The organism is Lysinibacillus irui, assembly GCF_028877475.1.
GTDB lineage: Bacteria > Bacillota > Bacilli > Bacillales_A > Planococcaceae > Lysinibacillus > Lysinibacillus irui.
Genome location: NZ_CP113527.1, coordinates 2,896,050 through 2,914,549, shown reverse-complemented (window position 1 = coordinate 2,914,549; position 18,500 = coordinate 2,896,050). Strand labels below are relative to the sequence as shown.

Genomic DNA, 18,500 nt, shown 5'->3' with positions numbered 1-18,500 from the left:
GGGTTTTTTACATGCTACTTGGCTCACATGTTTCAATGAGTGGGAAAGAGATGTTGCTTGGCTCAAGTAAAGAAGCACTGTCATATGGAGCAAATACATTCATGATTTATACAGGAGCACCGCAAAACACACGTCGTAAAGCGATTGCCGATCTGAACATTATGAATGGTCTACTTCATATGAAAGAGCATGGTATGACAAATATTGTTGTGCATGCTCCTTACATTATCAATATTGCGAATACGGAAAAACCAGAAACATTCCGTCTTGGAGTCGATTTTCTACAATCAGAAATTGAACGCACAGCAGCACTAGAGGCAACGCAAATTGTCTTGCACCCTGGTGCGCATGTAGGTGCGGGTGCTGAAGCTGGAATTGCGAAAATTGTTGAAGGCTTGAATGAGGTATTATCGCAGGATTTCCCTGTTCAAATTGCATTAGAAACAATGGCGGGGAAGGGGACCGAATGTGGTCGTTCCTTTGAAGAGCTTGCTAAAATCATTGATGGTGTCACACATAATGAACGTCTTTCTGTATGCTTTGATACATGTCACACACATGATGCTGGCTATAATATTGTTGAAGATTTTGATGGCGTGCTAGAAGAATTTGATAAAATAATAGGCGTAGATCGCATCAAAGTTCTACACATTAATGATTCAAAAAATGTGCGAGGCGCCCGTAAAGACCGCCATGAAAATATTGGCTTTGGCCATATCGGTTTTGACGCATTAAACTATGTAGTGCATCATCCGCAATTAATGGATATTCCTAAAATTTTAGAAACGCCATTTGTGCCTTCAAACAGTGATAGTAAATCGAAGGCAGCACCTTATAAAGTTGAAATTGAGATGTTGCGTAACGGCACATTTAAGCCTGAGCTAATTGAAGCGTTAAAAGGGTAACGAACAAGTGCCCGAAATCAGTTGATGATGCTGATTTCGGGCACTATTTTGTTATTTTGTAAATAATGCAATAAGTTGACGTGAGCGCTTTCTACCTAATACTGCCTCCACTTCTACAAGGATGTCTTTAGGAATACCTAAAAATAGCCAAGAGAATGTGAATTGCTCCAAATAAGGGCGCAATTTTTTTACCTCAGAAGTCGTAATGTCGAAGCCTTCTTCACGAGCAATCGCGACAATTTCCTTATCAGAGCTTTGTGCTAGTTGCTGTAAAAATTGAATACTCAAAGTCAATCCTCCTTTATCACATGTTATTTTTCACGAAATCATGTACACACTTGCGATTTAGCCATTTGTTAAACATCCATCTTCTTTTCTTTACAAAAACTGCACTTTCCTATATACTTACAACTTGTAAATCGTAATGATTTTGAATTAGAAAGAAGCGATCATGCATGAAGACAACACTTATTGACATCGAAAATGTGTCATTTCAATATGACTATACGCAAGTTTTAAAAAACATTTCTTTTCGTGTAGAAGAGGGTGATTTTTTAGCACTTCTAGGTCCGAATGGTTCGGGCAAATCAACATTATTAAAAATCATTTTAGGTTTATTAAAGCCTCTATCAGGGGAGATCAAATTATTTGGCGAACCAAGCGCAACCTTTAAACATCGCGAATGGATTGGGTATGTCTCGCAAAAATCAAATGCCTTTAATTCTGGATTCCCAGCAACCGTTCAAGAGGTCGTGAAAAGTGGATTAACGAAAAAATTAGGGCTTTTTAAAAGACCAGGACGAGATGCCAAAGGGAAGGTCCAAGAAGCATTAAAGGCTGTTGGTATGGATGCTTTTATGCATCGGAATATTGGTGAACTATCAGGTGGACAACAACAACGAGTTTTTATTGCGAGAGCTTTAGTTAGTGATCCCAAATTGCTCATTTTAGATGAGCCAACTGTCGGTATTGATCATGAGAATGTGCAGTCATTTTATGATATGCTGGCGAAATTAAATCGGGAACAAGGAATTACGATGATTCTTGTCACACACGATGTCGATACGGTATCGAATCGCATTAGCCATGTGGCATGCTTAAATCAAACAATTCATTTTCACGGCTATAAAAATGAATTTGATACTATTTCACAGGATGCACTAGACGCTTGGTATGGTCATTCTGTAAGAAAGATTCATTAGAAGGGGAAGGCACTATGATTGAAGCAATTTTACATTATGAATTTTTACAAAATGCCTTTTTCTCTGGGTTATTAATAGGCATTCTAGCGCCACTTTTAGGTGTGTTTATTGTTGTACGTAGGTTATCCTTGATTGCGGATGCTTTATCACATGTCACACTTGCTGGAATAGCCGGGAGCTTATATATCAGTCAATCGGTAACAGCATTAGCCTTGCTCAATCCTATCTATCTAGGAATACTAGCATCTGTTAGTGGCTCTATTTTAATTGAGCGACTAAGACGCTTGTATAAGCATTATGAGGAGCTTGCCATTCCTATCATTATGTCAGGAGGCATTGGGATTAGTGCGATCTTTATCTCCCTTGCCAGTGGCTTTAGCACAGATTTAATGAGCTATTTATTTGGCTCGGTATCTGCTGTGTCTCGTCAAGATTTATGGGTCGTTATTGGAATTGCTGCTGTTGTCATTCTCTTTTTGTTTTTATTTTTTAAGGAACTGTTTGTTTTATCGTTTGATGAGGAATATGCGAAGGCAAGTGGACTGCCTGCAAGATGGGTTCATCTTTTATTTATGATTGTGACGGCGCTTGTTATTGCGGCGAGTATGCGTATAGTAGGTATCTTATTAGTATCCTCGCTGATGACGTTACCTGTCGCGGCTGCGATGCGCTTAGCAAAAGGCTTTAAGCAAACCATCATCTATGCAATTATTTTTGGAGAAACTGCTGTATTAATTGGTTTAATCAGTGCATTTTATATGGATTTAGCGCCTGGAGGTACGATTGTTGTCACTTCGATTTTAATCTTGTTACTTGTCATCCTAGGAAAGAAAGTGGCATTTAAAATGGCTGCAAAGCAGGGGGAGGTAGCGTAATGAATATTTCAAGAGCGTGGGAAATATTAAAAGAAAATGGCTATAAAAAAACAGATAAACGGGAATTAATATTAGATATGTTTGCTGCAACAGATAAATATCTAACAGCCCGAGATTTATTGGATGTTTTAAAAAAGGATTTTCCAGGGATGAGCTTTGATACGATCTATCGCAACCTTGCTACTTTTGTGAAGCTTGGAATATTAGAAGAAACGGAGCTTTCTGGTGAACGAAATTTTCGAATGCACTGTGAATCTGCTCATCATCACCATCATTTCATCTGCATGGATTGTGGGAATGTTAAAGAGCTTAATCTTTGTCCGATGGAAATGCTGGGAGAAAAATTGCCTGACTATGAGATTGAAAATCATAAGTTTGAAATCTATGGCAAATGCCCGGATTGTAAGCATGAAACTCTGTCAAATGAATACTGACAGAGTTTTTTCTGTGTAAAAAGAGGGTAGTTCCTGTATAGGGCTACCCTCTCAACTTATTAAGCTGCTGTTCTACGAATCGCAACAATTTTATTACAATCTACAATTAAAGGAGAAGCAGCTGCACCTGGCTCAAAGAAGTATGCACAGCAATTTCGTGGATCAAAGGAAATGAAAGTCACACCTAAGAAGCTAATACCGCCAGATAAGAAGATATCTAGTGTAGTTGCAAGCTCTAATTTTCTTAATTGTTGGCAAATACAACCTCTACAATTACTGCTCATTTTTGGTGTACATTTTTCTTCTTTTTCGCAAGAACATTTTTCTTCTTTTTCTTTGCGACAATGACATTTTTCCTCTTTTTTCTGACATTTACAGCCTTGCCAGTTCATATGAGTCATATATCGTCTATCTTCCATTGTAATACCTCCCTTCTTCTAGTTTCGTAAGGGTACCCTTACAGTAATAATCTATGTTTGGTGAGGAAAGAGAGGTTGGCAATATGTCCGATAGGCTACTCAATAATCTATATTTTTCTCAAAATCTTGCGTAGTGAGGAAAGCCCTAAGTAAAAAAAATGCTATAAATGCTAAAGCAAGATATTCATATCGGGATAGATTTGCTGTTACACCCACAAAAAAACGACGAGTCATTACAGAAACGTAAATCTTCGTCGTCTACCCTATGATTATTGATGTTTTTGTTGGAAATCTACCATAAAGTCTCGTAAAGCTTCACAAGCCTCAAGAGGTACCGCATTGTAAGTAGAAGCACGACAGCCACCTACAGATCGATGCCCATTTAGTCCAACAAAGCCGGCAGCTTTTGCTTCAGCAAGGAATTGTTTTTCAAGCTCCTCATCTGCCACACGGAATGTAATGTTCATTAATGAACGGCTATCAGTTGTAGCATGGCCTTTATAAAAGCCATTACTATGATCAATGGCATCATAAATTACTTTTGCCTTTAATTCATTGTGTTTTTCAATTTCAGCTACGCCACCTTTAGATTCTACCCATTTCAATACTTCTCCTAGCATGTAGATTCCAAATGTCGGTGGTGTGTTATAAAGCGAATTACTATCGGCATGTGTTGTGTATTTCAGCATAGTTGGAATATTTTTATTCGCTTTTTCTAGTAAATCTTTGCGAATGATGACAACCGTTACACCTGAAGGCCCAAGGTTTTTTTGAGCTCCTGCATAGATGATTCCGAACTTTTCAATATCCACTGGCTTTGACAAAATATCACTAGACATGTCAGCAACTAATGGCACATTTCCTGTATCCGGATAATTTCTCCACTGTGTACCGTAAATTGTATTGTTGGATGTAATGTGAACATAAGCATCATCATCATTGAATTGAATGTCTTCTAAGGCAGGAATATTACGGTATTGATTGTCTTTTGTACTGGCCGCTTCAACAGGTGTACCAAACAATTTAGCTTCCTTGAAGGCTTTCTCAGACCATGAACCAGATAGTACATAGCTAGCTTTTTGATCAGCTGTCAAAAAGTTCATAGGAACCATTGTAAATTGAAGGCTTGCTCCACCTTGTAGGAATAGTACCTCATAGTTTTCTGGAATGGCATATAGTTTTTTTAATAAAGCAATAGCTTCGTTATGTACGTCGTCAAAAATAGCACTGCGGTGACTCATTTCCATTATGGACATACCTGAATCACGGAAGTTTACTAATTGCTGTTGAGCTCTTTCTAATACTTCTTGTGGAAGTGCAGATGGACCTGCGTTGAAATTGTATGCACGTTGTGTCAAAGTGGTACACTCCTTGTTTGGTTAATAACAGAACTTTACTGGATTATACCGTAATTTTCAAGAGAAAAAATAAAATTCTTAATATTTGAGCAGAATAGCGACAGGCTCGCAACAAAATGTACACAATTGAGCATGTTTTTCGGAGTAAACACGAACGAAACGAAGTTATTTTTTGAAATGAAATGATATTTTTCGTGTTTAAAATATTTTTGTTGAAATATTCGTTTTTAATGTTCGTGTTTCTAGTTGGGTAAATGCTTCGATCTAGATGCCCTGAAATTTGATGTTTGATAAAAGAATTACCTTTCTTTACGACAGGTAATGCAAGTTTTTTGTATAATAATTTAGAGAATAGAAAACGAGGTGTTCATAATGTTTACAGTAGAGAAAGCTTGTTTAGTAGTTGTGGACGTACAAGGAAAGTTAGCGACAATTGTAGATGATAGTGAAGTGATGATTGAAAATGTAGCAAAGTTAGTACAAGCCATGCAAGCCCTTGAAGTACCTACATTATGGCTAGAACAAAACCCTAGTCGTTTAGGAGGAACAGCACTAGATATAGCCCAGCATTTACAAGGACAACCTATTGCTAAAATGGCCTTTAGCGCATGGCAAGAAGAGTCATTTGTAAAGGAATTGAAAGAAACGGGACGTACACAATTTATTGTAACAGGCATTGAAACACATATTTGTGTGTACCAAACAGCAAGACAATTAAAGGAACAGGGGTTTGAAGTAGAGGTTGTAGTAGATGCCGTTTCTTCTCGTACTAAGGCAAATAAAGAAATCGGACTGAGCAAGCTGAATGCACTCGGAATACATTCAACTAGTACTGAAATGATTTTATATGAGCTTTTACAACGTGCTGACCATCCACAATTTAAAACCATTTTACAGCTTGTAAAGTAGAGTTCATCAAAAATAAACTATTGGCTTTATCATACAATCATTGTAATAACAACGATCGGCCCTATATATTTTGCAATTAAGATAATATTTTACCCATTTTATTCACTTTCATATTACGATGAACTTCACTAAGAACCACTGCTATGACCAAATTGTCCATATTTCAATTCAATCCCAGCAATTGGATGTGAATAAAACCATAATATTGTTGCACATTTCTATCGAAAGTGTTTTTTATATATCATCCTTCGAATAGGGAAGAAAAACCACTTGAAACAATATAGAGGCTTTTCCAAAATATACTTTCATATAATAAAAAGTAAAGGGCAGAAACGTTGTTCAGCGTTTCTGCCTTTCAATTTCATATTTATTTTACTCATATCTATTATTTCATGGACAAGAAACCTTCCACTACAATACACAAAAGTGATCCTTTTTTATGCAGGCATCTCAGTTGGTGTTGGTTTAGCATAGCCCTCTTTATAAGTATCATCAATGTACTGACGAATTTCTTTTAGGCTCTTTCCTTCTTTATGCAGTTGTGCTGACTGGACAGCAATCTCCAAGCAAACTAAACACCTTGTTCCATGATCATCCCAGACGATGGAACCATCCTCGCGTTTTTCCTGAATAAAGCAATTTAAATTATTTTTGTGGCCAGCTGATTCGCCACAGCCGCAATAACATGGCATCCATTCTAGGATCTCAGTTGATTGACCAGCGATTTGATAAACTAAGCGAATCTTTTCTTGTTTATCTTCTAAAAAGGATGGAAGGATGTCTGCAGAAGCGGTTTCCTCCTGAATATCACCTGTAGCATGTGAGTGACCTTCATGTGAAGCTTCCTGAGTTTTTTGGTTGGCTTCAGCCTCTTTTTTATCTTCCCCACATGCACTTAATAACAGTAAAGCCAATATAACAAAAATAGAAAGTGTTTTCTTCAAATATAGCGCCTCCTACATGTTTACAATACTTCCATTATAACATTGTTCTCTTAAACATTTACAGGCAGCCTTGTTGCAAATCAATGAAATATATCTAATCCACGTGTTTTGTTCATGAAATGTTCCATTTTCTCGCTCAATAACTTTTTTAAGAAAAAGCCAAACAGGATAAAAATAAACCAGAAACCAATTAAGAAGATGAGATCTGTCCAGACAGATGTCCAAATAATCCCTCCAACTGCCTCACGCATCATTTCAATGGCATAGGTAAAAGGTAAAAAAGGATTGATTAGTTGGAAAAACCTTGGTAGTAATTCGATCGGATAAGTTCCACCAGAGCCAGCAATTTGCAGAACGAGCATCACAATAGCTAATGCTTTACCTACATTCCCAAAGACAGATACGAGTGTGTAGACTACGGTTATAAATACGAGACTGATGAAAAGACCAAATAATACAAAATAGGCGGGTGCTTGAATAGACCCATCAAGTAAGAAAATATCTCCGATGGTAATAATAAGTGTTTGAATAAAAGAAAATGTTGCAAATGTTAATAGTCGGCCAAAGTAAATTTCTCGAATACTGTAAGACGTATCTCCATGAAGATTCACAGATAATAAGGAAATTAATAATAAACATCCAACCCAAATAGATAGTACAGTGTAAAACGGTGTCATGGCCGTGCCATAGTTTGCAATTGGGAATACGCGATGTTCCTTTAGTTTAATGGGTTCCTCAAAAAAGTCACGTTCAGCATTGACATCATTTTTTAATAATTGCACAATCTCAGCAATGTCTGCTTCCTCTTCAAGTGTACGTAGTTTATTTGCTAATTCTTTAATTTTTGAACTTAAAGTTGGAAATTCCGTTTGTATTTTTTGAATGGCATTATTGGCTGTTCCTAGTGTATTTTTGGCCTGTGTTAATTTATCTTTTGCCTGAGGAATGAATTGTTTTACATTGGTCAGCATCGTCGAAGCATTCGTTAATGTCTGTTGAGCACTAGATAACGTCGATCGAAGTTGCGGTTCTAAACTATCGTTATAGTACGATAGAAATTTTTGCAAATTGGCCGTTGCGTTTTGTGCGATTTGTTGTATGGCAGCGACATCTTGTTTGATGACTTCTTTATCAATAGGCTTTATTTGTTCTATTTTATTTAGAACATCATCATGTAAAGTGTGCAATTGTTGTAATGCGTTAAGTGCGCCTGTAGTTGAATCATTAAAGCTTGGATTACGCTGTAAGGCTTCTCGAATCGTTGTAAGCTGTTCAATGAGTTGTTGGTTGTCTTCGGCATTACTTTCCTGTAAAGAAGTGATGACAGCAGTTAAGGAATCAACCAATTGCTTACGAGTGGTAGCATCTGCTTGAATTAATTTTTGCAATGCTTCCAGCGTTTGAATGCTATTGCTTATGTTATCTTTGGACTTTGTCAATTGATTTTTAATTGCCTCTTTCTTTTCTGCAATAGAAGTTGGATCGACGTTAATATTATTTAATTTAGTAATGATATCTGAAAAATGTTGTGCAATCTGTTGGACAGTTGCGACATCCTTTTTAATAACTGGAGATAGCTCATTAAATAGAGCATCCGCTTCATTTACTAAATGTAAACCCTTCTGAATGGTCGTTAAACCGTCCGTTGTCAATTGTTCCACTTGGGGTATTTGTGTAAGAGCTTGATTCAATAATTGATTGGCATCTTTTCCTTGCTTAGATGCTTGTGTTAAAAATGAGTTGATATCAGGTAAATGCTGTTCTATGGTAAAGACATAGTTTTCAAATTTGCGGAAATCAGGAATATCACGTTCCATTTCAACGCCAATTGTATTAAAAATAGAAAAAAGAGTGCCATTAACAGTCGATACAAATTCATTCGAAACCTGCTGAGTAAGAACACTTGCTCCTTTACTTGTTATTTTAGGGGCAATAGGATTCTTTTTTTCGTTTACATAATAGTCGATATGGGCTTTCGTTGGTTGATCTGTAAGAATCGACGTTAGCTTTTCGGAAAAATCTTTGGGAATGACTATGGCGGCAAAGTAATCGCCATTTTTTAAATGATCAATCGCTTTTTTCTCCGTTTCTAACTCCCAAGTAAAACTTTTATTTGTCCGTAAATTTTCTATAACTTCCTTTCCGACATTGATTGTATCCCCTCGGACATTTGTTCCAGTATCTTCATTTACAATAGCAATCTTCATATTAGATGTGTGGGCGTATGGGTCCATGGAGGCATAAATATTAAGCCAGGCATAAAGAGATGGAAGGAAGATGAGCCCTCCTATAATGACAGCTACAACCCAGTTTGTAACAATGTTGCGAATATCCTTTGAATAAATTTGAAACACATGCTGAAACGAGTTTTTCATTTAATCACCCCACATTCAAATTTTGCATGAACTCTCATTATGTATGTTCCCAAATTCACTTAAAATTATGTTATAAATGTGAAATATCTTCATTTAAAGGCAAATTAGTTTACTAGGTTTTTGAAAAACTTTATAATCAATCGCGAATACACTAAAACTAGGCTTTTAGTGTGAAAAAGGAGGTCACTACTTTAGTGAAAAAATTATTAATTATTGGTTCCGTTATTGTTGTCTTATTTGCAGCAATTATTGTGCTTACCAATGTCTCAAACAAAAGTAAGTTAGAAAGTGCAAACAACCCCTATGGCGATAAAAAGCTAAAACAAGAAACAATTGATCAATTAGATGATGAAAACTATCAAAACATTATGTTACCAGATGAACTAGAAGCTAAAATTAAAGCGGGTGAACCGGTCAATGCTTACTTCTTCAGTCCAATTTGTGTACACTGTCAAGCATTTACACCAGAGTTAATGCCAATTGCTGATGAATTAGGTGTTGATATTGCACAATTGAATGTCTATGAATATGAAGATTTATGGGAGAAATATAATATTGAAGCAACGCCAACATTTATTCGTTTCGAAGATGGTAAAGAAGTAAATCGCTTTGTAGGAGCTCTTAAAGAAGAAGATTTAAGAACATTCTTAAATACTGTAGTGTTAAAAAAATAGAGAAAAGCGAGATTGTGTCAAATTTTGATACAATCTCTTTTTGTTTTTGTAGTGTATACTAAAAATACTGAAAAGTTGTACACTGGAGGAAATGTCAATGTCAATGGATGAATATTTTTATAATGGCGAGCTAATGAAATGCTATGAATTAGCGAAGAAGGTAACAAATGAAGAGGAAAAAGCACTGGCACAAAAATATATCAATTTATTAGAACAGTATGAATTGGATCACTATCCAAAGCCAACTGCTCATTTAGAAGTTCAGCATATAGAACGAGCTGACGAAAGCTATCCAGAATCTGATCTAGTAGCTGAAATACGTGCAATAAAAGATGAAGCGGCATTTGCAAAGCGTATTCAGCAATTGGAGGAAGTGGCGAAAACAGGAACACCATCAGATAAAGCACAATCCTTTTTTACACAAGGGGAGCTGTTCTTATTTGCACATCATTACAATGAGAGTGTTCACTGCTTCCAACAAGCAGTGAAGGAAAATCCAGATAAAGCTGTCTATTGGGGGATCACAGGGCAGACGATGCACCGCTTTGGCTGGATACCTTTCGATGCGCTTGGTTATTTGGAGCAAGCGATTCAGCTAGATCCCACAAATCCTCGTTGGAAATGGAATAGAGCTCTTGTACTTATTCAATTAGCCAAGGATCTGCAAATGGCTCCATTTATGGCGAATGCGGCACTCACTTTGGAGGATGCGCTGGCTTCTTGTGGCGAAGAGCAAAAATCATTGAAAGATGCCATTCAAAATACAATCAACAATATGGATAGCTATGTTTTCTCATAAGATAATCGGATGTTTCCAATAGCTACGGAGACATCCTTTTTACTTAGAAATCAAGTGAGCTGGGTTCGTTGCCATATTTCACAATCATGGTATGATAAGAAAGAAAATGATTTGTAGATATAAAGGACGGATTTTTATGGCACAAGAAGTGGCAAATAAGTTTATTGAAAACGTTTGTAATCATTTAGTTCGCAATATGAATATCACAAAAGTAGAAGAGCATTTTAAAGAAACAATTGCCATGCAGCGACAATCAGCTAAAACGTCAACGGACTTTTGGGATATGCTAATGGTTAATATGCTTTATTTTACTGAAAATGAACAGGCGTGGGAGCAAGAATTTTTAAAAATGCTTAAAGCGAAAAAGTGGCTAGAGCCTGCAGCTTTGGAAGAGGAATTATTAATGCATCAGATGAGAATTCGTCAACAAGTGGCAGAGCAACTAGATGCAGCAAAGGACTTATTCCACAAGCAGTATGAGACGGAAGGCATGACGGAAGAAGCGATTATTTATGACTATGCGTATAGCTCTGCTGGTCATTCCATGCGCATGGATTTATTAACTGTTCTTGTATCAACGCCAGAGCAATCAACAATTCTCTTTGACGCAGATCCACAAGAGACTATCCGTATTGTTAATGGTTATATTGCTTACCATACAGATGGATTGATTAATAAAACGAAATTATGCTAACTTTGTTACAAAGGTTTACGTGAAAGGAAATTGATTGAATGAATACACCATTTACTTTTAAACATACACAACCAACAAATATGGACCCTACTAAAAAATACCCAGCTATTTTTTTACTGCATGGTATGGGCAGTCATGAGGATGATTTACCACAGTTAGTGCAGGAATTCAAAGAGCAATGTCATATTTTTAGTTTACGAGGGCCAATTACCCAACATCCTGGCTATGCATTTTTCACCATTCAAGAGGTAGGGCAACCAGATCGTGCTATCTTCGATAAAGTGTTAGTGGCATTACAACGATTTATATTAGAGGCCATTGATGAATATCAAATTGATCCTCATAAAGTATTTGTATTAGGCTTTAGCCAAGGTGCAGTATTAGCTCAATCACTTGCCTTTGTTATGGGGAATTTAGTGACTGGGATCATCGCATTAAGTGGCTATACACCAAAATTTGTTACTGAGGAATATGCCATCCGCTCTGTAGACCATTTGCATGCTTTTATTTCACACGGAGATTATGATTATGTAATACCTTCTCAATGGGGCATGGAAAGCAAAGAGATCTTTGAACAATTTGGTGCTACGGTGACATTTAAACAATATCCAGATGGACATGGTGTAACGCCAGAAAATATGCGTGACCTTGTGACGTTTTTAGCACAGCAACTACAGGAAGAAATTCAATAAGTAGAAATCCGAGGCAAAATATTGTCTCGGTTTTTTTAGTTGCTTCAACATGAAACATTGTATTAAATTATTTTTCTCCAATAGTGATTGGAAGAATCGAGTCAAGAAGGTTCAAATTCATGTCAGTCGGTGGTATCATAGAAGATGTTGTGAATGAGCGTGCTTTATTAGATGAAAACATGTACTTTATGTGAACATAGAGACAGAACCCATCTAAAAGGGGTAAAATAATAATTTGATGTGCTAGATGCAAATTTTGTCGCTTCGTATCGAGGGAAGCGTTTAGAAATTATGGAGAAAAGGAATTAAAATGAATGGAACAAAATCTGAAAACGGAGCATAAACCGCAATCCTCACGTGGGAATTCATCACGCTCTACTATTTTAGCGCAAACAGTCAAAACAGGGATTATTAAATCCAATTTAATTCCTATGTGGGCTGGTTTAACGCTAGGCATGTACAAAAATAAAATGGCGTTTATAGACAATATACCTGAAATCATTTTTTCAACAATCGGTTCCGCCCTTGTAATTGGAGCAGCAGGGGCATTTAATAATGTCTATGACCGTGATATTGATGCAATTATGCCCCGTACACAAAATCGACCAACTGTAACAGGGGAAATGTCAGCGAAATCGACTTTATCATTAGCTGTCGTCATGTTAATTATTGGAGTAGCTGTGTTAGCACTTGCTTCACCATTAGCTGCTGCATTTGGGTTATTAGGTGTATTCCTATATGTTGTCCCATACACAATGTGGACAAAACGTCGTACGATATATAATACGGAAATTGGCAGTATTAGTGGTGCAGTACCACCATTAATTGGATGGTCTGCTGTCTCTTCAGACGTTACGCACCCTGCAATACTAGGCTTATTTTTTGTGATGGTGATTTGGCAAATGCCTCACTTTTATGCCATTGCGATTCGCAAACGTATAGACTATGAAGCAGCTAGTGTGCCAATGCTACCTGTTGTAAAAGGAATGCGCCGTACGTATTATCAAACTAATTTTTATTTAATCTTATTGATTTTATCAAGCTTTTTATTTGGCTCGTTAAGTGTAGGCATTATGCTTGTGGCTTTAATATTAAGTATTGCTTGGCTCGCGATGAGTATTTATGGTTATCACAGTAATACAGATCAAGTGAAATGGGCTACAAAAATGTTTGTCTTTTCACTATTCCATATGACAATACTATTCTCAACAGTCATTGTGTACTCCCTAGTAGGGGTTATCTTTAAACTATATTAATAACCCTATTACGCCTCTGCATGTTGAGCTTACAAAAACAAAAAAACCAACAAGTTACTCTTCACTTGTTGGTTTTTTATTATCCACTGAAAAAATTCGGCGACTTGGCCACTCAAATGCATGCAATTGTCCGCCAAAAACAGCGCCACCATCAATGCCAATGATATTATTTTCCCCAAAATACACCCGATAATCGGTTGGATTTTGATGTAGATTATAAGTAGGGGTATGGCCAAAGATAACCGTTTTATCCCCATGATAGCCTGCATGGAATTCCTCACGAATCCAAAGCAATCTCATAGGATCGGTGTCAGCTATAGCGACTTCGGGTACAACACCACCATGGACAAAAATAGCATCCTCTAATTCAATATAGATGTCAAAGGTTTCGATTAATTGTAAATGTTCTTCAAGTTTTGGCAATGTTTTAATAAAGCTAGGCAAAGTATTGCTTTGGATCGCTTCCTCAAAGTCTTCTAATTGGTAGCCATAGCTTGCCAGTGTGGCCTCTCCACCACATAGCCCCACCCAATGGTTCCATGGCTTAGCAAGGCCAGAACGGCAGGCATTCAGCATGATGGCCTCGTGGTTTCCTAGCAACACCCTTGCACCCAATGCTTGTAGTTCACCAACTAAATTTAATACACCACTAGAAGAGGGACCTCTGTCGATGTAATCACCAAGTAAAAAAAGCTGGTCGCTTTGTGGATCGTAGTTTGCTTTTAAAAGCAATTCTTCTAACAGCCCTAGTTCTCCATGTATATCACTAATTGCTAGTATTCGATTCATTTACGAGCATCCTTTCTAATAGTACCACTACTATTCAGTATAGAGAATTATTCTACAAATTTCGACTGTTCCAGCTTCTCTTGGACTTATTTCATAGAACTTTCAAAGAAACAATTCTCTTACTACTATTTTTTACTTTATCATATGATAGGTGATTTTATTTCTTTATTCATTTGTCTAGTGGGATGAGGGGAAGAGAGGGGAGAAGACCACGCATAACAGTAGAAGCAACTAGTAAAGCTTCTACTGTTCGAGCAAAGAAAAGTAGCTTGCTATAAGATTAAAGCTTCAATTTTTCCCATGCCTTCGTAGCTATTTGTTCATCAAAGGTTGAAATAAGACGAAAGTTATTGTTGTCTAAAATGCGGAAATGCTGGCTAATGACATTTTGCTGTAAACGAAAACCATCATGCTCACTTATATTTTTCCACCATATGTATCCACCCATTGTTTTTTCTTTTGGCTGTAATGTGCCATTATTCGCAATTAAATCTACAACCTCTAAAGGATCGCCACCAAGCTCATGCTGTAAAATGGTGCTGTCACGACATAGCGTGCAAACGGCAACAGTGGTTGTCCATCCTGCTAGAATACGACCTTTTTCAATTTGGACTAGTGTTTTCTTGGAAAGTCCTAGTAAATCACTCATTTGATCCTGTGTAAAAGTTTTTTCTGTGCGGATTAATTTCAGTTTTTCTGAAATGAGTGTGATTAATTGTTCACGATTCATCCTAAACACCCCTTATTTTCAGATTGTTATGTTCCATTATACATGAAAGTAAGATGACGTGTTTCTGTTTCAATAGTGGGTTGGGAAGAGAAACGAGGTAAAAGGAAACAGACTGTTCATTATAGAACAGTCTGTTGAATGTTAAATCTCATATTTTTTCGTATCGGAGATGACACGGAAGTGGATGCCTTTAATTTGTGCGCTCACTTTATGGCGAAGCGTATCAATATCGACTAGCTCCTCTTTATTTTGAACACATTCAGCAATCTCCTGTAAAAGCTTTGTAAAGGCTTCTTTAAATAAAGAACGCATATTATCGAAATCTAGACTGCGAAAACTGCCATCAATATCGAAAGCTTCTACTGAGTTTAATTGCTTAGAAGCACCCGCAAAACGATCGTCGTACACTGTGTAGTTTTCATCTGTCACTACGATAATATATAGGACTTCGCCTGTAATTGTTTTTAGTTCAATATTTGTTTTGTGTTTTTTTACATCAGAAATAATATGAATACCGTCTGAATGATATAGCTTAAATAATGTCATGAATATTGCCTCCTGAAACTAGAATCCTATTGCTATACTCATTATATAGTGCGATGGCTATTAATGGAATAAGGAATAATTTTTTGGGAGCCTTGCTATACCATTACATTTGTACTTCTGTTATGACGGAGGCTGTTTTTCTGAGAGGTCGAACCTCGATATAGTGAATTTGATGTCCTTGCTGCTCATAGATGCTAAAAACAAAGGAGTCGAGCTCAATGTTTTTTGATGCTTTTATGCCATTATTGACAGTTAAGAACCAACCACCTAAAGTTTCTACTTCCTCTGCATCTAGCGTAATGTTTAATAGATTTTCAACATCCTCTATAAGCATTTTTGCATTTAATATATAGTGATGATCTGTAATTTTTCGAATATCTGCAATTTCATCATCATCAAATTCATCTCGGATTTCACCAACAATTTCTTCTAAGATGTCTTCAACAGTCACTAGTCCAGATGTACCTCCATATTCATCCATTAAAATGGCCATATGGATGCGCTCTTTTTGCATGCGTACGAGTAGTTCCTGAATAGGAATTGTTTCAATGACTCGAATAACTGGGTTAATGAAATCTTCCAGTACTAATGTCTCGTCTGTAAGTTGTTCGAGTAAGCCGTGTGTAAAAAGTTCCTTTGCATTGATAAAGCCTAAAATATTATCGCGGTCACCATCAAAAATAGGGTAGCGCGTATATTTTTCAGCGGCAATAGTATGAATGATCGTTGTAAAGGATTCATTTTGTTCAATCCCGACAATTTCTGTTCTGGGAACCATGATTTCACGAGCAATACGTTCATCAAATTCAAAGACATTATTCACATATTTCAGCTCGGATTTATTAATTTCACCACTTTTAAAGCTTTCAGATAGCAATAAACGCAATTCTTCCTCTGTATGTGAAAGCTCATGTTCACTAGCAGGCTTCATGCCAAATAAACCAACCAAAACGCGTGCAGAGCCATTTAAGAACCAAATGAACGGATACATTATTTTATAGAAAAACATAATGGGCTTTGCAAATAGAAGGGTAATCGTTTCTGCCTTTTGAATGGCTGCAGTTTTTGGAGCTAACTCACCAACTACTACATGTAAAAATGTGGCAATGGCAAAGGCCGTACCAATCGTAAAGATCGTCATATACTTATCTGAAATGCCGACCACTTCAAATAGAGGATGAAGCATAAATTCAAACGTTTTTTCTCCAACCATCCCGATACCAAGGGCTGTTACTGTAATACCTAATTGGCAGGCAGATAAGTATTCATCTAAATGACTAACAACATGTTTTGCAGCAATCGCTTTTTTATTGCCCTCTGCAATTAGCTGATCCAATCTTGAGGAACGTACCTTTACAATGGCAAATTCTGTTGCCACGAAAAAGCCTGTTAATGCTAATAAAATGGTAAAAATCGATAAGTTTATTATGGTCTCCAAATAGTCGTTCTGTAGAAACAGAACGTCACCTCCTAATTATGAATGAGTAATAGTAAAGATTGCATTAAGGCAATACTTTCAGGGGAAACGTTTTTCTTTATATGTTCAATTTTTTTATGATCTTGCTTATCTAGTTGTTCTAGCAGAGAAGTGACATCATGCTCTAAGTCTTGCATTTTTAAACGAAGCATTTGTACGTCAATTTCTTCATATGGTGTGATGTTCATTTCATGTTGGATTTCCACAAGTGTAAGCCCCTGTTGTTTGCGTCGTTCAATAAAATGAAGCCGTTCAATCATAGTAGAGTCATAGTAGCGATAATTCGTTGCAGAACGCTCTGCATCCAACAAACCAATATTTGTATAGTAATCAATTGTTCGTTTCGTTATGCCAGTTTTTTCTGCAAGCTCGCCAATTTTTAATTTATCTGTCCCAATGCAAACACCTCCAAACCATCACGTGATGCTTTAATTATAACGTGATGGTTTTTATTAATTCAAATGATTGGTATCGATATTTCAAAATTGTAAGATTTCTTCGATGGAAAAAATAACGTTTCTGACACAGTTGAATGCCAGAAACGTTACTATGTTTATGGAAGTAAATAGGTATCATATAGGTGATGGAGTGCATCTTCACCATTTTGTTCTAAGAGAATTTCCCCGTTATATGTAAGAGTTACTTTTGTTTGAGAGCTATCAATTTTGTCATCGATTATTTTACATGAAACGGTCACAACACCAGCTTCAGCAAGCATTTCTTTCATCTCTTTATTCCATGACTGGTCAGAAAATAGTGGGGGCTGCCAAGTACCTCTCACATGTAGCTCATTTTTTTCGGGGTCATAATCCCAGCGTATGTCACGTAAAATAGTTTTAAATAGGTCATTAACTGTAAATGATGTGTCTTGATAGTTAATGTCTATAGCGCGTATAGCATGTACATCTCGACTAACTGCACTAGCTGCGGAGTTGGCCGCTGAATTGATGCCCGAAGCAGCATCCTTTATTTCTGATATTCGATCACCGCAGCCAGACAGTAGTGCACAGATGCATGACATACAAGCAACTTTTGTCATCCATTTCACAAGTAGTCCCTCCAGTCTAGTAAGTTGTTATTACTATCTTATCGAAAAGAAAAATACGAAGAAAGGGCATGAAGGCGGCAGATTGTGACGGTTTTGCAACGATGCGACCTCCACTTGATTGTTCGGCATTTTGGAAGTATAAAAGTCTGAAAATTTAGTAAAATATTGAGGAGAAAGGGAGCGGTTTGTGATGAAAATTAATGATGAGATGCTTGATCGATTAGGGACGTATTTTGTTTATCATGCTGTTTATGATACTTATGGTATTACCTTTGAAAACTTTGTGGAGCGTTGGTTACGAGGAATTCTGGAGGTTTAGTGAAAAGGAATTGAACTTGCCATCATGGGCTCAATTTTTTTGAAAAATGCATGTT

At 36.9% G+C, this 18,500-nt stretch carries 22 protein-coding genes; 11 read left to right on the top strand and 11 right to left on the bottom strand.

The window, feature by feature from the left end; all coding sequences use genetic code 11:
• The first annotated feature begins 11 nt into the window (after positions 1 to 11).
• Complete coding sequence (locus tag OU989_RS14755) at positions 12 to 905, top strand: deoxyribonuclease IV (RefSeq protein ID WP_274793773.1); 894 nt, start codon at positions 12 to 14, stop codon at positions 903 to 905.
• 51 nt (positions 906 to 956) lie between these two features.
• On the opposite strand, the gene OU989_RS14750 is transcribed toward OU989_RS14755, so the two are convergent.
• Positions 957 to 1,193, bottom strand: coding sequence for a Nif11 family protein (locus OU989_RS14750; RefSeq protein WP_274793772.1), 237 nt, complete (start codon positions 1,191 to 1,193; stop codon positions 957 to 959).
• Positions 1,194 to 1,360: 167 nt separating this feature from the next.
• Between OU989_RS14750 and OU989_RS14745 the strand changes: the two genes are divergently transcribed.
• From OU989_RS14745 to OU989_RS14735, 3 genes are read left to right on the top strand one after another with little or no spacing between them, the layout of a single operon-like run.
• On the top strand, positions 1,361 to 2,107 hold the full coding sequence (locus OU989_RS14745) for a metal ABC transporter ATP-binding protein (protein ID WP_274793771.1): 747 nt from the start codon (positions 1,361 to 1,363) through the stop codon (positions 2,105 to 2,107).
• 14 nt (positions 2,108 to 2,121) lie between these two features.
• Complete coding sequence (locus OU989_RS14740) at positions 2,122 to 2,982, top strand: metal ABC transporter permease (protein WP_274793770.1); 861 nt, start codon at positions 2,122 to 2,124, stop codon at positions 2,980 to 2,982.
• Positions 2,982 to 3,416 carry a Fur family transcriptional regulator gene (locus OU989_RS14735; protein ID WP_274793769.1) on the top strand — a complete coding sequence of 145 codons (435 nt, stop codon included), beginning with the start codon at positions 2,982 to 2,984 and terminating at the stop codon, positions 3,414 to 3,416. Before OU989_RS14740 ends, OU989_RS14735 begins: the two co-directional genes overlap by 1 nt.
• 59 nt (positions 3,417 to 3,475) lie before the next feature.
• On the opposite strand, the gene OU989_RS14730 is transcribed toward OU989_RS14735, so the two are convergent.
• Both OU989_RS14730 and serC read right to left on the bottom strand, forming a co-directional pair.
• Positions 3,476 to 3,835 (bottom strand): hypothetical protein, encoded by a 360-nt coding sequence (locus OU989_RS14730; RefSeq protein WP_274793768.1) that lies wholly within the window; start codon positions 3,833 to 3,835, stop codon positions 3,476 to 3,478.
• A 269-nt stretch (positions 3,836 to 4,104) separates the two neighbouring features.
• Complete coding sequence (gene serC / locus OU989_RS14725; RefSeq protein ID WP_274793767.1) at positions 4,105 to 5,193, bottom strand: 3-phosphoserine/phosphohydroxythreonine transaminase; 1,089 nt, start codon at positions 5,191 to 5,193, stop codon at positions 4,105 to 4,107.
• Positions 5,194 to 5,565: 372 nt separating this feature from the next.
• Here serC and OU989_RS14720 point away from each other — a divergent pair, with 372 nt between their 5' ends.
• A complete protein-coding gene (locus OU989_RS14720; RefSeq protein ID WP_274793766.1) occupies positions 5,566 to 6,102 on the top strand; it encodes a hydrolase in 537 nt (178 codons plus the stop codon).
• 437 nt (positions 6,103 to 6,539) lie between these two features.
• Here the strand turns inward: OU989_RS14720 and OU989_RS14715 are convergent, their stop codons facing one another.
• Both OU989_RS14715 and OU989_RS14710 read right to left on the bottom strand, forming a co-directional pair.
• Positions 6,540 to 7,046: a PCYCGC motif-containing (lipo)protein gene (locus tag OU989_RS14715; RefSeq protein WP_274793765.1), complete on the bottom strand. Its 507-nt coding sequence runs from the start codon at positions 7,044 to 7,046 to the stop codon at positions 6,540 to 6,542.
• 80 nt (positions 7,047 to 7,126) lie between these two features.
• On the bottom strand, positions 7,127 to 9,421 hold the full coding sequence (locus tag OU989_RS14710) for a YhgE/Pip domain-containing protein (protein ID WP_274793764.1): 2,295 nt from the start codon (positions 9,419 to 9,421) through the stop codon (positions 7,127 to 7,129).
• A gap of 194 nt (positions 9,422 to 9,615) precedes the next feature.
• Here OU989_RS14710 and OU989_RS14705 point away from each other — a divergent pair, with 194 nt between their 5' ends.
• The 5 genes from OU989_RS14705 (at position 9,616) to cyoE (ending at position 13,536) form a co-directional block, all read left to right on the top strand.
• On the top strand, positions 9,616 to 10,095 hold the full coding sequence (locus OU989_RS14705; RefSeq protein ID WP_274793763.1) for a thioredoxin family protein: 480 nt from the start codon (positions 9,616 to 9,618) through the stop codon (positions 10,093 to 10,095).
• A 97-nt stretch (positions 10,096 to 10,192) separates the two neighbouring features.
• Entirely contained in the window at positions 10,193 to 10,894 is a 702-nt protein-coding gene (locus tag OU989_RS14700) for a tetratricopeptide repeat protein (RefSeq protein ID WP_274793762.1), read from the top strand.
• 136 nt (positions 10,895 to 11,030) lie between these two features.
• Complete coding sequence (locus tag OU989_RS14695) at positions 11,031 to 11,588, top strand: hypothetical protein (RefSeq protein WP_274793761.1); 558 nt, start codon at positions 11,031 to 11,033, stop codon at positions 11,586 to 11,588.
• Positions 11,589 to 11,626: 38 nt separating this feature from the next.
• Positions 11,627 to 12,280 (top strand): alpha/beta hydrolase, encoded by a 654-nt coding sequence (locus tag OU989_RS14690; protein ID WP_274793760.1) that lies wholly within the window; start codon positions 11,627 to 11,629, stop codon positions 12,278 to 12,280.
• Positions 12,281 to 12,594: 314 nt separating this feature from the next.
• Positions 12,595 to 13,536: a heme o synthase gene (cyoE, locus tag OU989_RS14685; RefSeq protein ID WP_274793759.1), complete on the top strand. Its 942-nt coding sequence runs from the start codon at positions 12,595 to 12,597 to the stop codon at positions 13,534 to 13,536.
• Positions 13,537 to 13,590: 54 nt separating this feature from the next.
• On the opposite strand, the gene OU989_RS14680 is transcribed toward cyoE, so the two are convergent.
• The 6 genes from OU989_RS14680 to OU989_RS14655 form a co-directional block, all read right to left on the bottom strand.
• The gene (locus OU989_RS14680; RefSeq protein ID WP_274793758.1) at positions 13,591 to 14,325 is read right to left on the bottom strand and encodes a metallophosphoesterase; all 735 of its coding nucleotides are present in this window, start codon (positions 14,323 to 14,325) and stop codon (positions 13,591 to 13,593) included.
• Positions 14,326 to 14,605: 280 nt separating this feature from the next.
• Complete coding sequence (locus OU989_RS14675; protein ID WP_274793757.1) at positions 14,606 to 15,055, bottom strand: helix-turn-helix domain-containing protein; 450 nt, start codon at positions 15,053 to 15,055, stop codon at positions 14,606 to 14,608.
• Positions 15,056 to 15,196: 141 nt separating this feature from the next.
• Positions 15,197 to 15,601 carry a hypothetical protein gene (locus OU989_RS14670; RefSeq protein WP_274793756.1) on the bottom strand — a complete coding sequence of 135 codons (405 nt, stop codon included), beginning with the start codon at positions 15,599 to 15,601 and terminating at the stop codon, positions 15,197 to 15,199.
• Between the two features lie 103 nt (positions 15,602 to 15,704).
• On the bottom strand, positions 15,705 to 17,039 hold the full coding sequence (locus OU989_RS14665; protein WP_274793755.1) for a hemolysin family protein: 1,335 nt from the start codon (positions 17,037 to 17,039) through the stop codon (positions 15,705 to 15,707).
• A 32-nt stretch (positions 17,040 to 17,071) separates the two neighbouring features.
• A complete protein-coding gene (locus OU989_RS14660) occupies positions 17,072 to 17,413 on the bottom strand; it encodes a MerR family transcriptional regulator (RefSeq protein WP_396631790.1) in 342 nt (113 codons plus the stop codon).
• Positions 17,414 to 17,631: 218 nt separating this feature from the next.
• Positions 17,632 to 18,117, bottom strand: coding sequence for a hypothetical protein (locus OU989_RS14655; RefSeq protein WP_274797352.1), 486 nt, complete (start codon positions 18,115 to 18,117; stop codon positions 17,632 to 17,634).
• Positions 18,118 to 18,316: 199 nt separating this feature from the next.
• Here OU989_RS14655 and OU989_RS14650 point away from each other — a divergent pair, with 199 nt between their 5' ends.
• A complete protein-coding gene (locus OU989_RS14650) occupies positions 18,317 to 18,445 on the top strand; it encodes a hypothetical protein (protein ID WP_274793754.1) in 129 nt (42 codons plus the stop codon).
• Positions 18,446 to 18,500: the final 55 nt, after the last annotated feature.